This is a genomic window from Vibrio alginolyticus NBRC 15630 = ATCC 17749, from assembly GCF_000354175.2.
Classification (GTDB): Bacteria; Pseudomonadota; Gammaproteobacteria; order Enterobacterales; family Vibrionaceae; genus Vibrio; species Vibrio alginolyticus.
Genome location: NC_022359.1, coordinates 966,507 through 982,034, shown reverse-complemented (window position 1 = coordinate 982,034; position 15,528 = coordinate 966,507). Strand labels below are relative to the sequence as shown.

The window sequence follows — 15,528 nt, the reverse complement described above, 5'->3', positions numbered from 1 at the left end:
TGTTAGTTAACCACTACGTTGCCACCTTTCACGACGACTTTGTCACTGCCTTCGATCGTAATAGCCGAGCCTGATAACTTTATTGAACCATCACTGTTCATCACTAAAGAGGAACCACCCGTTTTCAATACAATCTTGTCGCCACTGATAATTTGCGTTGCACCATCAGCTTTATAAGCGGTGTTCCCTTTCACTGATACCGTTAAGTTGCCACCAACCGTCTGGTTATCATCCGCACCAATATCTGAACTCTTAGACGCACCGATAGTAAGGTTACTGTTTTCGCCAATATCTAAGTCATCATTTTTACCGATCTTAGTCGTACGGTTATCACCAATTTCTAAGTCAGAATTGTTTTTCACATACTGGGCTTCGTTCGCGTTGTATGTGACGGTAACGTCTTGCTCGACTGTCTCGGTAAACGTACTGTTTACTTGTGTCGTTTTATGTCCATGAATGGTTTCTTTATGGTCACCATGAACTTCATTCGTTTGGTGACGTGCAACTTTCAAGAATTCATCTTGACCGATATCACGGTAACGGTTGTTGAGCACCTTGGTCGACATGTCTTTTTGAGCGTGAATATAGACTTCTTCTTGGTTCGCTTCGTCTTCAAAACTCAACTCGTTGTAACCTGTTCCTTTGTGCGTTTGCGTGCGGAACGTGGTACGAGTTTTGTTTTCTGGCAAAGAGTACGGTGGGAAATGCAAACCGTTGTAAACTGCGCCCGTAACTAACGGACGATCTGGGTCCCCCTCAAGGAAAGTCACTACGACTTCATGGCCAATACGCGGCAAATAAACTGCGCCCCATGTTGGCGCCGCCATGGATTGGCTTACACGAATCCAACAGCTTGAATGCTCGTTGTTATCACCGTAGCGATCCCAATGGAACTGTACTTTCACTCGACCAAGCTTGTCGGTGTAAATCTCTTCACCTTCTGGTCCTACAACGACCGCCGTTTGAGGGCCATCCACTACTGGTGCCGCTAGTTTAGGCGCTTTAAACACCACATCACGTGGAATACACGAGAACTGGTTGTAGTAAGTGGTTGGCATACCACTCGCTTCATCTTCATGCACTTGCGGATCTTGACCTGTGTGCATTACAGACAACATAAGGTAATCGCGGTTAATCTCAGAACGCGGGTGGTCACTGACGTTAAAGCTGTAACCAGATGCTAAGCGCATTACGTCACTCGTTGCTTCCACTTGTTGATTATCGACTATGTGTTCCGACATCCACTCCGTGGTTCTCACCTGACCCATCAGCGGGTCGACGTATCGTCCAGGATAATCAAACTGCTTGAGATCTTGGTCTAGCTCGCCAGCCTGTGTCATCTCTTGTGGAATTTTAGGGTGTTCGTAGTTGTAATCTGTGTACGTAACCTGTCCCGTTCTAACGCGGTTAACTAACTCGAGATCAGAGATATGTTCGCGATCGGCAACACCGCCACCATCGGCATGATAAACAATCGGCCCAATGTAAGAAGCATTTAGTGGCGAGCTTATCAAAGGTGCAATCGCGTCATTACTGTCGACAATGACCATCGTATGATTTGAATCGCTATGGTCAAAGTAATACCACATACCGTGTTCAGCCATCATACGCTGCACGAAGTGCAAGTCAGACTCACGGTATTGCAGAACGTATTCTTTTGGAGGATAAGTACCCGACACTTCAAATCGGTAATCGGTGACTGTCCCATCATCGAGTACTTCTGTGATGATGTCTTGCGCTGACTTTTGCTGGAAAATACGACAATCTTGGCGCTGAGATAAGAACCAAGCTTGAGGAACCAAGACTAATTGATAACGAGAAAAACGACGTCCAGTCCCTAAGTAACGAACTTCATTCACCACGCCGTTGAACACACGCGCAGCCCCAACACCTTGTCCGTAAAGTGTCAATGTTCCTGCTTTACGTATTAACTCATCGAACGAGATATCTGGATCAAGTGAAAGTAATGAGAGATTGATGTGGAAAGGCTTAGATAACTCTTCATGAACATGAAAGCTCTCAACCCGAAATTCATGCCCACATCCAGGCACTTCAAATTTAAATTCTACGTCATTCACCATATCTTTTACCTGATACAAATAATCGAATTAGGGCCAACAATCGTTGGCCCTGAATCTTTACGCGACGAGCAATTAAGCTTCGCGTGGAGCACGCCAGTCGTCGTTACCCGCAGTACCACAGTTTTCGTGAGTTACTTCGATCGCACGGTAAGTGAACTTAAGCACTTCTTCTGTCACGCGGTCAGCTGTTGCTGCGTCTTGACAGTGGTTCATACGAGTTTGGATATCGACAAGTAGCGCATCAATCAATTTGATTGAGTAGTAGTGCTCTTGTTTACCTTGAACTGAAGTACGGTAGAAGCGGATCACACACTCAGGAAGTTTTTCGCCAGATACTAGTGCGTTGAATAGTAGTGGAGATGAGCGATCTTGAACTTTAGTTACAACAAGTGGACGGTGTACACGTTGACCAGTTGGCTGACCACTTTGTGGATCACGTGGAACAGTTAGCACGTGATCAAGTTCTTGTACTAGGAACTCATCAACGTGAGCTTCTTGCCATGTGTTACCTACTGAATCTGCAGAGTAAGTATCTTTAGTAATATGGCCTTGAGTCTCACCTTGGATAGACATATATGCTGGAGTTGGCATCGCTATTTCCTTTTCTAAAATCTGTTTTGTTTAAATCACCAAATCGCTTATCACCGCGACTACTTGGTATAATCAAAGTCCGTGCCAACTTTAAAAATGCAATAAAAACAACAATTTAAACAAATAAAGACATTATTCACTAATATCTTGAGTACAATTTATTGGATAAAAAACCAAAAAGTTGGATTAAGATAATAATAAATTGTTCTAACTTTAAAAAGTGAAAATAACCATATAAAACCGTGTAAATAAAGTCATTAAAACTAATAAATCCGACACTTTTACTATCAATTAATTTAGAATAACAACGCCATTAAAATAACCACAAACATTAATGTCACAATAATCATTAAAAATAACCAACAAACGATAGTCAAAATATCTTGATAAAAAAAGAACGCAATCACTTTTAGTATAATAGCCGCTACCTCTTTTCCTCTAAAGAATAAAATGGCTATGATAAATATAAACCTTTCTTCATTAATTCAGCGTCTACACCCGATTGCAAAAGTAGCATTAGAAGACGCCGCTGCACTTGCAGTCTCTGAAAAAGCAAACGAAGTTCAAATTGAGCATTATTTACTGAGTCTATTAGAAAGGCCAAATAGTGATTTTGACGTCTTATTAAGTCATTTTGATTGTTCTGAGAACTTATTAAGACAATCGGTTCGATCCACACTCGACACCAACGCCAAAGGAAATGGCAGCAAACCTGTTTTTTCTGCTTTATTAATCGAATGGTTGCAAGAAAGCTGGCTGGTTTCTTCTTTAGATCTATCCGAAACACAAATCCGCTCTGGCGCCCTGCTCCTTACTCTTGTTAGCAATCCTCTCCGTTACGGCCAACATGGTTATGCCTCTATCCTTGAGGCGGTAAATCCTGACAGCCTTAAGCGTAACTTTGCAGAACTAACAAGCCACTCTATTGAGGCGCAAGTTGCTAATTCAGAGAAAACACAAGCTCGTGAGGATGGCTCAGCACTGAGCAAGTTCACGACAGACTTCACTGGTAAAGCACGCAAAGGCGAAATCGATCCTGTTTTCTGCCGTGACCAAGAAATCCGCCAAATCGTGGACATTCTTGCTCGTCGCCGTAAAAACAACCCTATTGCTGTTGGTGAACCGGGCGTTGGTAAAACCGCAGTAGTAGAAGGCTTGGCACTTAAGATTGTACAAGGTGACGTACCAGACAACCTCAAAGGTGTTGAGCTTTACGGCCTGGACATGGGTCTTCTGCAAGCTGGTGCAAGCGTAAAAGGCGAATTCGAAAAACGCCTAAACGCAGTATTGGATGAAGTGAAAAACTCGCCAACCCCTATCATTCTTTTCATCGATGAAGCACACACCCTTGTTGGCGGTGGTAACCAAGCGGGCGGCAGCGACGCGGCAAACTTGCTAAAACCAGCCCTAGCGCGTGGTGAAGTGAAAACCATCGCTGCGACAACATGGTCGGAATACAAGAAGTACTTCGAGAAAGATCCTGCTCTTGCGCGTCGTTTCCAATTGGTGAAACTCGACGAACCGTCTCCTGAGCAAGCAGCATTGATCATTCGTGGTCTGCGCCCAGCATACGAGAAGTCACATAACGTTTACGTGCGTGACGATGCTATCACTGCTGCGGCAGCACTTTCTGCTCGTTACATCTCTGGTCGTCAACTGCCAGACAAAGCGATCGATGTACTAGATACGGCGTGTGCACGAGTGAACATCAGCCTTAATGCCATTCCTGCTTCTGTTGAGACTCTGCAACAAGAACTTGCAGCTCAACAGCGCGAGCTTGAAGCACTTGAGCGTGATGCTCTGCAGCAAACTGGCGACAAGCACAGCCTTGCTAACATTCCAGACCTAAAACTGGCAATGGAAACAACGAAAGAAGAGCTAGCAGAACAAGAAGCGCAATGGCACAAAGAAAAAGAGCAGATCCAAGAGATGATTGCTCTACGCTCTCGCTTACATGAACTGGTCTTTGGAGAAACAAATGAAGAAGAGCTTGTTGCAGACGAAGATTCAGAACAAGAGCAAGACGTTTCTCCATATGCAGAAATGGATGAAGAAGCCGTTCGCATTGCCATTTCGGCCTGCCAAGAACAGCTAGATGTAATCCGCAATGGCAACCCACTGGTTCACTTTGAAGTGGGCCCAGATGAAGTTAGCCACGTCATCTCGGACTGGACTGGTATTCCAATGGGTAAGATGCTTCAAGACGAAGCAGAAACCACGCTAAAACTGAAAGAAAGCCTAACACAAAGCATCAAAGGCCAAGAATACGCTATCGATGCACTGTCTGAAGGCATTCAAACTGCGAAAGCTGGTCTAGGTAACCCAGACGCACCAACAGGCGTATTCCTGCTGGTTGGCCCAAGTGGCGTGGGTAAAACCGAAACGGCTCGTGCGATCGCTGATCAAATGTTTGGTGGTGAGCGCTTTATGACGACCATTAACATGTCTGAGTTCCAAGAGAAGCACACGGTATCTCGCCTAATCGGTTCTCCTCCGGGTTACGTAGGTTACGGTGAAGGCGGCATGCTGACAGAAGCGGTTCGTCAACGTCCATATTCTGTTGTTCTTCTTGATGAAGTGGAAAAAGCCGACCCTGAAGTGTTGAACCTGTTCTACCAAGTGTTCGACAAAGGCACGCTGAACGACGGCGAAGGCCGCACAATCGACTTCAAGAACACGCTGATCATCATGACCAGTAACCTTGCGACGCATGAGATCGAATCTTTGGTTCATCAATCCAAAGACATCGATGCAAACATCATCGCAGAAGCTATTCGCCCTACTTTGAACCAACACTTCAAGCCGGCGCTGTTGGCACGTATGTCAGTACTACCATTTGTTCCGCTGTCTGATGAAGCAATGACAGAAATTATTCACCACAAGCTGAACAAAGTTTCTCAGCGTCTACAGAGTCATCACAAGTTGTCTCTGAGCTACGAAGAAAGCTTGGTTGAGTTCGTACTAGGTAACTGTCGCCTTGCTGAAACGGGCGCGCGTAACATCGACGCGGTCATCAACCGTCAGTTGCTGCCGCAACTATCGACTCAGCTATTAGTGCATGACAAGGATGATTCACATACGCAAATCGAAGTGTCTGTCGATGAGCAAGGAACACTAACCTATGCGTTCAGCTAACCATAGCGAACTTAGTAACGCCCTACTTGCGATCAGTCAGTCTTTGGCTGATCGCAGCCAGCTTACCCAAACGTTGGATGCTGTGTTGACCGCTGCGAGACAAATGACCCTCGCAAAGCACGGCATCATTTACGTTTTGGACCAGACTGGGCAGGCGTTGATTCCAAGTACCGCTCACCATAACGATAAAACTATCGTTTCCCACCCTTGGGAAGCATTACAGTTAGACTCAGCCAGTGAGAACGACCCATTTAACTTTGCCATTCGTAATGGTGAAGTGGTGTTGATTAACGAGTTGTATAAGTACAACGGCTATGACTGCGAAAGCATCTATCAAACTGAGCAGACACTGGGATTAAAAAGCGAGAACTTATTGGCTTGGCCTTTGATTGATAGCGAAAGCAAAACCATTGGACTGTTAGTCTTACTCGATTTAAATGTTATCGACAATGAAGCTGCATTGACTGAGTTTTGTCGTATGGCCGCGAGTAATATTCGCCAAGCTGTGTGGTTAGAGCAATACGGGCAAGTAATAAAAAATCTCAATGCCGACAATCAAGCCCTAGTGCGCGAGAACACTCAGCTCAAAAAACGTACCCAGAAAGCCTATCAAGGTCCTATTGCAGAGAGCGAAGAAATGCTCAATGTCTTGAATCGTCTTGATAAGGTGCTATCTCTTCCTGTCGACGTTCTGTTGCGTGGTGAAACGGGCGCTGGTAAAGAAGTGATCGCGAAATACATTCACGAAAACTCTAATCGTTCAGAACAGCCTTTGATCGTTCAGAACTGTGCGGCTATTCCAGAGCAGTTATTGGAATCTGAGCTTTTTGGGCATAAGAAAGGTTCATTTACGGGCGCAGACAAAGACAAAGTCGGTTTGTTTGAAGCAGCCAACGGCGGCACGCTTTTCCTAGATGAAATTGGCGATATGCCAATGCTACTGCAGGCAAAGTTACTGCGTGTACTACAAGAACGCAAAGTTCGCCCTATCGGTACCAGCAAAGAGATTGAGGTGGACGTTCGCGTTATCGCCGCAACCCACTGTAATCTTATGCAGCAAATCAAAGATGGCGGATTCCGTGCCGATTTGTTCTATCGTTTGAATGTGTTCCCTATTACATTACCACCATTGAGAGCTCGCAAGTCAGACATTATTCCCCTTGCCGAACATTTCGTGCAACACACAACCAACACGCTAGGTCTGCCGCAAGCGCCAGGGTTAAGTGCCAACGTACGTAAACAGCTGCTTGCCTACCAATACCCAGGGAACGTGCGTGAGCTTAAGAACATCATCGAGCGCTCGGTGCTACTGTCCGATTTTGAAACCATTACTCACATTGAGTTTGGCGAACAAATCCCAGAAGATGTACCAAGTATCGACATGAAAGCAGCTTCACCTACCCCAGAGCAACCTGCTTACGAGCAGCAAGCACAAGCGGATTTAGAAGACGTTTCAAAGAGCCTTAAGGACGTTGTCAGCCAATACGAGCGTACAGTGATCATCGATTGCTTAAATGCGTGTAATTGGCACACCAAGAAGGCCGCTGAGCAATTGGCGCTGCCAATGAGCACACTCAACCACAAGATGAAGAAATACGACATTTCTGCAGCTGGTTGATGGGGGTTAAAAAGAAACTTCTAAATTCAGTATGAAGTGATAAGAAAAGAAAACCGCCCGAAGGCGGTTTTTTTGCACCTAGGAAGGGTTATCAAGTGACTTTTCCAAGGGCTTGGGTGCTTGAGTTACCGCAGGTTGTTTCTCAATCCAATCTTTCAACCATTTCTTGCGTTGAGATTCGTTATACTGCTTCCAAGTTTCAGCCGCAGACTTGTCTACGCCTTCCTCTGTCGACTCTTTCTCAATTAACCAAGGCATATCACTAAAGAAATTACCAGCCAAAGCACTATCCGCATTTAAAGAAGGAATAGAAATTACAGCATCACGACCAATATCATAGTCATCAGCTCCATTTAATCCGACTTGTTTTAGATGAGCAACCGAAAGCTCCAAGTTCGCTTTACCACCAATTACACCACCAAACGGTCTTAGACCTTTTAACCTAACTCCCGTTGGTGCAACATATTCCAAGTTAAACCTCATGCAGTACATCGTATAGTTTTTGCTCTTAGATAGTTCATTCTCTTTAGTGAGACTACCTACAGCTTCACCTATAAACTCACTCATGGCATCAACTTGTTCTCGATGGTTTTCGGAAATAGATTCAGTAAACATCCATTCTTCGTTTTTATAGGCAAACTCACCAATATGATACATATCGGTGAAGTAAAGAGGACCTTTAACTGGCTTGCCATCATTTCCGTCGAGCGCCAGTTGAATGCACATATTCACTGCTTCCCACGGCATACCCAAACGTTCATAAAGTGCTTTTTCATGACTTTCACCCAAAATCAGTACATAAATACTGGCAGGATCGTCTTTCTTTTTGTTTCCCCATGAGAAACCATCACGCCAGATATTATCAGCCGATTGGTACCACTTTCTTTCACTGAAAAAGTTCAAACCAGACGCTTTGGTGTCTATAGCCACCAATTGCTGTTTAATGCCATGAAGTATAGGGATGGTATTTTTGTCTCCCTCACCTGCCATTAAGGTAAAGCTCTCTACCATAAGGTCCTGTTCACGTAGACGCAGTTGCTGCTCTCCCAAGTAGGTATCAAGCAAAACCAGTCTAGTTTCTGTACTTAAAGCGCCAATCTGCAACTCATCTTCAGCATCATCAAACTTCTGCCCCAGACTGTACTCTTGTGGTAAGTAAAAACTATGTTGCCCTTGATTCGTTCTAATTCCCAAGCAGTAACGCATATTTTGGAAGCCTCCGCCTTTTACATAGCGCTTAAAGGAATCCGCTTCTGCAAAATAGTCGCTTGGCTGACCCGATATCGCTGCTCCGGAAACTGCCATACTGAACATTGCATCAGAGAACATTAGCTTTGCTTTAGAGGTCATTGGTTTCATACCGTCGATCATCACATCACCGAAGCGGAATGAGGGAATATGCTCAATAGCAATCAACGTAGCGCCGTCATCAATCCCCTGTTGCTTGTAAAAAGCACTTATTCGCCCATCAGGATCAGTTTTGAAGTCACTAACCTTCATTGGCAGCATCCAGTCACTGAAAGCTGGGCCTTTAATATTTTCGAGCCCGTCAACGCGATCGTAGCCAATCGTAACTGGCTTCGCATACTTGTGTTCTTTTTTAAGTATCAACTGCACTTTCACTTTATCGTATGGACCTAGGCGACTGTTGCTAGATTGCTGAATCCAACTATCATATGACATCCATTCTGGTTCATCACTTTCAGTATAACGAGCTGACTGAACAAGTATTCGACAATAGCCGATTTCATCTTTCTTTAACTCACTTCCCTGCGGGTTAAATGACTCGGTAAAGTTATCAAACATCGTTTCATTTGGGTGTTCAAACAACATGGTTTGTATCGGGAAGATTTGATTAAATGCACCTGACGCTTTAAAGCTATCCCTGTTTTCGGTTATAGAGAGATGAGAAACTTTGCTATTAGTTGTTATTGGAGCAGGCCAATGCTGCGCACCTTGTGGCATCTTTGTCGATAATTCGGTGTAGTACTCGTTATCACAACGGTTCTTCCAGTTAGCCGCTAAGGTGTTTCCTTTGATCGTATGTACAGACCAATCATCGCTCAAAATGTAGTTCTCAATGTATTCCTTCACCTTGTAACGCTCAACCAAAAACCTAAACGAGATATTAGAATTCCGTTTGGTTTGAGATCCTAGGTCAGCGAGTAATAACACTAAGCCATTAATAGCAAGCGCTCGTAGTTGGTAGCGTTTTAACACCTCCTTACGAACTTCTTCGCTCTCAAGGTGAGTAATGAGTTCCTGATAAGACCTACATTCAATACCTACATCTACCTTACTGCGTCGCAAATCGTTAAGTAACTCGATATGTATTTTTGCCAGCCTTTCAAGCTCACTGACAACCTCATGGCTTTGCTTTAACTCTTCTAGGAAGGAGTCCAACATTAAACTATCAATCACTTTCACCGCAGATATTGCTGTCTTTGACCCCTCTATGGCAAGCATAAACCCTCTTGCCGCAGGAGCTATAGCAGGAATATAGGAAGCGACGTCAACGACACTGTCAAAAATCGCCATTCGCAGTGCGACTTCTGCTTTATCTTGCGCAACCATCTCAGCTTCTAGAGCAAGCCTAGAGCGTTCCATTGCATGCGAGCCATAGCGACTGGGATGAAAGAATATGTTCAGGGATTGCAGGTAAATACGGATTACAACCCGACGGTTTTGTCTTAGATTAAGGTTATTGCGGTCGACTTTTTCACCTTGTTTGGGAACATAGACAGGTTTACTTTCACCAAAAGCGGCTACCGAAACACGACCTTCAAAAACAGGGAACTCCTTCATGAGCAGTTTTTTCGCATATTCTGCGCGCTCTGCCGAGACCTGCATATTTGCTTTCTCGGTACCGACTTGGCAAGCATGCCCTTCTATCTCTACTCTAAGGTTTGGCTCATTCTCTAAAACGTTGGCAAGAGAAGCAGCAAGCTGTTTAAATATAGGTGCATGCTCCTTTAACTCTTTTTCACGCGAGTTAAAGGCAAATTCTATTTTTATTCCTGCGCCTCTAGAGCTATTTACGAGAATGGCGTCAATCTGATTGCCAGATTGATCACGCGCATCTTTTAAAGCCTGTTCTAGTTTTTCTTCCTGGATATGGTTAGCTGTCTTCCAAACTGGAATTTGAGCAAGGTAGTCTTTTGTAACTTCTTCTGTTCCTTGCTCTGCTTTATCAACCTTTTTATTTTGATTAACCAGCTGTTTAGCTTTTTTATACAAACTAAGTGCTGTCAATCCCGTTCCGAAGCCATTAAAACCAACGGTTTTACCACCAGAAAGCCAAGCTTCCGCAACTCGCCCGGCAACCACACGTCGGTTACCCAGACGTGATTCTAAAGAAAGTGCAAGTGCGCTTGACCGAGCTTCATTGGTGTTAAAAACCTTATCGTGAAATAGCGCCTTCCAACCAACACCCGCGATAGTTGGAGTGTGGAGTTCCTGCAACTTATCAAGCGCTTCTTTCGTACTGTAAATACCGTAATACAATTCGCCCGCCGCTTTCATCGCAGGCGGCATCTCGGACTTAACTGCATCCCAATACAGTTTCGAGACGTTATTAAACACCGCTTGGCGGCCATCACGGTCTAAAGTGTCTTGCAAGCTACCGCTCAGCAGCCCTGCTCCTAGCTGAGCAGACACATCTCGGATATTCTTGAGTAACGCAATACTCCTTGAAGCTGGCGTATCGGCTGTTACACCTTGTACATTACCGTGAAGGTAATGTTTCATATTTCCAAAGTACTGAGGGTATTGATAAATCAAGGATTCCTCAAGGGAGATCATATCGCCACTGACAATGGCAAATTTCCCTAACGGAGTGCTTGAAGAAAAGGTAATCTGTTCACGTAGCTCGTAAGTATAGACTGTATCTAAGCCTTCAGAAAATTGCTGAATATGAGCGTCTTTAATGAACTGTGGAACACCATTTTTCATCTGGCTTGGAATAAATTCGACACGGATACTATATAAGCCTTCTTTAAAATCAGCAGGATCAACGTGAAACATCGCGCATGGATATTGCTTAGCATTTTCTTCTGAAAGCTCATCTTCAGGTAATGCCGCTTGTACTGAAGAGCCTATCGTTTTGTATTCCCCACCTTCTTTGGTTGAGTCAAACTTTTGCAAAGTAACCGTCGCACTTTCATAGCCTTGATCAGAAAAAACCACCGCGCAACTCGCCACAACAGGTAAAACGAAGCCTTTTAGTGTCTCTCCCGATTCACTTACATCTTCATACCACTTATTATATTCTGCCTGTTCTTCGCTGAGCCCCCCGTTCGCAGCTGGTTCGTAAGGCTTAGCCAATTGTTCAATGCTGACCTCTGTCAAGGTGAGTTTTGCTTCGCTGTTTTCCAACTGGCTACTCAACTCTGCAACTTTTGTAGCTAACTCTTTGGGGTTTAACTCAGAAAGTGAAGCTATTAAAGGCAAGGGCGGAAAGCGGAAAGTGAAGGTCTGCTCACCCTCTTTGGGTAGATCCCTACCTAACGCATGAATTGTGTGCTCTGGTGTCAGGACCTCAAAAGCCCCATATTGATCGGGCTTTCCGTTACCCAGTGAACATAACTTAAATTTATGGTCGGTAGCCCAAAGCTTAGGGCTATCGCTATCAGTGACGTTAAGCATCGGCACTTTCGCTAAAGGGCGAATATTAGCGATTTGTTTTCTTACCAAGCTTTCCTCTGAATGCCAAGATGGGAATTCAGTTGTTTTAGTTTGAGAGTTAAATTCCCCCTCATAATAAACACCAAACAAATAGTAATTTGCACACAAAGGTATCGCGTTACTGGTATCATGAGTGCTCACAGTTCATCCCCTTTAACAAAACCACCATTGTTGGCAAAGGCGTTGTAAAGAGAAGAGTTACTGGCACTATGGCCCGTCCCTATTTGCTCCCATTTTAAATAAGAACCAAATTCTTTATTTTCTTTTAGTTTACTGAGGATGGCCCGCGCCGCTCCATCCCGAGCATAATTCGCATCTTTACTCAAAATTTCAAAATAGCGCAGTTTACCTACCGCTCGCGGTACAATTTCTTCTTGTTGAAATGAATCCTGCTCGATATCAATTAGATAACGAAACTTCCTACTTTCACCCCAAGCGTACTTACCGTCTGGACTAATACTACGTTTGTTAAACTTATAATCACCCAGATTTTGTTCATCAGGATTAATTCCCGTGCTAAAGAGAAATTCGTCTTTTGCCTCATCATAAACTGCAACGCCAAAGTCGTTTAGTACGTATCTTTTTCCTTTTTGAATCACGGAATACTCATTAAACTCTGTGTCTACTTGCTGTTTGTCGCCTGTCGCTAAGGTGTACTTCCAGTCTTTAAACTTGTCTACGTAGTAAAGATAGCTGCTGTCTTCTGCCCATAGAAACTCTGGGTAGCCACGTGAACGACCTAGTTCAATATACTCACCCGTCTTAAGATCTTTAATTACTTTAAACATCCCTTCTGAGGCCGAATAGGCCAAAGCCAAGTAGCGATTATTTGGAGAGACACGCATTAGACGAACTTTGCCAACAAACTCATCTGCGACCAGACGCAAGTCCGTCCCATCCGTTTTGATACTCCACACTTTATCCCTTTGATCATAGTGGTCTTTCGCTTCATTTCGGGCGTTATCCCAACGAAACACTACACGTGGTAAATCATAAGAGCTTTCATTGGTGAGATCTTCACGTGGCCATTCTTTAGCTTTAAAAATAAAGTGTTTAGGTTTACCCGTCTCTTTGTCATAAATAACGTAATTGTTTTCTGTAATATAAACACGACCATCTTCCCACTGTTGAGCATTTTTTTCTGCGATTCGGTCTTGAACCGTCTGAGGTTTTGGCGCGTGTTGTTCTGGTTCCTTGGCTGATTCTTGATTACAACCAGATAAGACCGCTAAGGTAATCAAGCATAATGTATGACGTAGGTTCATCTTATATTCTCTTCGTTATCTTTCTCGATCGCGTTTAATAATGTGACAACGCAACCCGAATAAGTTGTTTTGTTAACTTGGCTGATCTTTTTTCTTGTAAGCCAGTAAATCCGCAATGGGTGTTTGAGCAAAAATGACCGTTTTATTATCTCTTCCGTGATGACTATTGCCCTGATAACCACGGAGAAGATCCACTTCTTTAACCTCTGCAGGCCAACCAGTAAAACGAATCAACCTAGAACCATTCTCTTTTTTTATACATTGGCGCAAGCACACTCGCTGCGACCAATCACCATCGCTTTGCCTTAACTCAAAGTAATCATCTGACTCGTCCAGCGTCGTATAGCCCGGATATTCGAAAACTATCTCGACAGATTTAAGTAAATACACGACCGCTACATTTTTATTTAGCTGGCTTCGTAACATTGCGTATTTTTCAGGTTTTGAGGTCGCAGCACTTGGTAATACTGAGAGCAGACGAACAGAACCGTCTCCAATTTTAAAGCTTTTCTCACTGCTATAATGGTTAAGATCAGTGACTTTTATGGCCTTGGTTCCGGGATCACTTTCTAGTTCAGATAGTTCACTCTCGCTCAATCGTTTACTGTTATAAGCCAAATATACTTCTTGAGGCTCACCTTTAATCTTGTAAGGAAGCCATATATGCGGGAGAGGGTAACCTTGCGCGCTCCGCTCCACTGGGCTAGAAGCATTAATAGGGCTCAAATTTGTTTCAATCTTTTCTTTGATTTGTGGTTCATAGCCTGTCATGACTATCTCAACTTCTTCCTCAACTAAGTTGAACACTCGAGCCTCTCCAGAGCCATTCAAAGAGCCTTCACTTACCACCTTGCCGTTCTGCACGATTTGGAAAGGCTCATAAGCGAAAACACCGCCTGTTTCAGGATTGGTCATATAGATATCGGCGTGCCTTTTGGGTCTAGAGCCTTCACGAACACTATTAATGTCCGTATCTGAAAAGTAACCATTTTCCGTAATTGCCACTTCGCGCCAAATTTTATTGTTCCAAACAACATACACGTAGCCTGATTTAAACACTTCTGCAGCTTCATCTGATTTATCGCTACTAGGGAAGTGCAGCGGAACCACAGGCACCAACACGTTATCCCACTCATCCATCTGAGTATCTTTACCAACGGGTTGCAGGTTTTCGGCGAGTTTAAGCAAAATTGGCTGAGGCTGGTCAGTGCAAGGGATCTTGATATAGAGCGTTTTGCCCTCAGCTTCGAGATCTTTAAATATCGCGAGGCTGCGGTGTTTGTTTTCTGTATCAGCCTTGCCTACAGTCACTTTTTCTTTTTGAGCTTCGGTTTTTCCCAACATCAAACATGCCGCGTTGCTAGACCACTGCCCTGCAAACTCGACAACGATTTTTTGATCTAGACTTGGCTCAGAGGGGACATGCGTGTAACTACGAACTAAAGCAACATCGTCGGTAACCTGCTTGTATCCTGCTTTAAAAGCTTTGCTTTCATTCGAAGCAGATACAGAGTCAACGAGTGATTTAAGTCTAGGGAAGCTTTGCAGCTGAGAGTCCGTCAATGGCGACCGACGAGCAACGGTAGATAATGACACCCAATTGCCTTTTCCCAATTCGATTCTTATAGCAGCTAGCAATGCGCTGGTCGTTTTTTTGGCAGAGATGGAAATCTTTTGCGCCAACTCTTTAGGGAGGTTTCTAAGGATGTCATCTGAATTTCGCAAACGCGAAAGCTGCCCTATACACTCGTCCGGTGTAAGAACATAAGATAGCTCGTTGGAGGATAGCTTCGAGCTAGGTATAAATTTGCAAACTAAATGCATTTGAATTCTCCACAACCAACATCGTAAATATGGCTGCGGTGACAATTAAGCTGATAAGGCTTACAAGTACGATTTGGTCTGCGTATCCTACTTACTTAGCCATTTATTTTCAACGAGATAGAAAAATCGCCCGAAATCAAAAACACCAAAAAAATGGTGACTTTTGCTATCAAAACATGCGATTTGACCACAACAAAAGCCAGTAACATCACCCACTCTGTCAAAATGGTAAAATCTTACTATCTAAAAAAATTTAATTTATGGACTGAAGTTAACAAAAATCGTAGTAACGTGCGCTTCAGGTAAGCACGAGGAAATTCAGAAGTTTATG

7 protein-coding genes are annotated in these 15,528 nt (G+C 43.9%); 2 read left to right on the top strand and 5 right to left on the bottom strand.

Annotation, left to right across the window (positions count from 1 at the left end; all coding sequences use genetic code 11):
• Positions 1-2: 2 nt before the first annotated feature.
• Both tssI and N646_RS19660 read right to left on the bottom strand, forming a co-directional pair.
• On the bottom strand, positions 3-2,081 hold the full coding sequence (gene tssI, locus N646_RS19665; RefSeq protein ID WP_017820380.1) for a type VI secretion system Vgr family protein: 2,079 nt from the start codon (positions 2,079-2,081) through the stop codon (positions 3-5).
• 72 nt (positions 2,082-2,153) lie between these two features.
• Positions 2,154-2,672 carry an Hcp family type VI secretion system effector gene (locus tag N646_RS19660; protein WP_005373415.1) on the bottom strand — a complete coding sequence of 173 codons (519 nt, stop codon included), beginning with the start codon at positions 2,670-2,672 and terminating at the stop codon, positions 2,154-2,156.
• Positions 2,673-3,128: 456 nt separating this feature from the next.
• Between N646_RS19660 and tssH the strand changes: the two genes are divergently transcribed.
• A complete protein-coding gene (gene tssH / locus N646_RS19655; protein ID WP_021035954.1) occupies positions 3,129-5,807 on the top strand; it encodes a type VI secretion system ATPase TssH in 2,679 nt (892 codons plus the stop codon).
• Positions 5,794-7,425 (top strand): sigma-54-dependent Fis family transcriptional regulator, encoded by a 1,632-nt coding sequence (locus N646_RS19650; protein ID WP_017820382.1) that lies wholly within the window; start codon positions 5,794-5,796, stop codon positions 7,423-7,425. The genes tssH and N646_RS19650 overlap by 14 nt, the downstream gene beginning before the upstream one ends.
• Positions 7,426-7,503: 78 nt before the next feature.
• Here the strand turns inward: N646_RS19650 and N646_RS19645 are convergent, their stop codons facing one another.
• The 3 genes from N646_RS19645 to N646_RS19635 all read right to left on the bottom strand — a co-directional run bounded on the left by N646_RS19645 (position 7,504) and on the right by N646_RS19635 (position 15,197).
• Positions 7,504-12,249, bottom strand: coding sequence for an OmpA family protein (locus N646_RS19645; RefSeq protein ID WP_017820383.1), 4,746 nt, complete (start codon positions 12,247-12,249; stop codon positions 7,504-7,506).
• Entirely contained in the window at positions 12,246-13,373 is a 1,128-nt protein-coding gene (locus N646_RS19640) for a beta-propeller domain-containing protein (protein WP_017820384.1), read from the bottom strand. The genes N646_RS19645 and N646_RS19640 overlap by 4 nt, the downstream gene beginning before the upstream one ends.
• Before the next feature lie 72 nt (positions 13,374-13,445).
• Positions 13,446-15,197: a hypothetical protein gene (locus N646_RS19635; protein ID WP_017820385.1), complete on the bottom strand. Its 1,752-nt coding sequence runs from the start codon at positions 15,195-15,197 to the stop codon at positions 13,446-13,448.
• Positions 15,198-15,528: the final 331 nt, after the last annotated feature.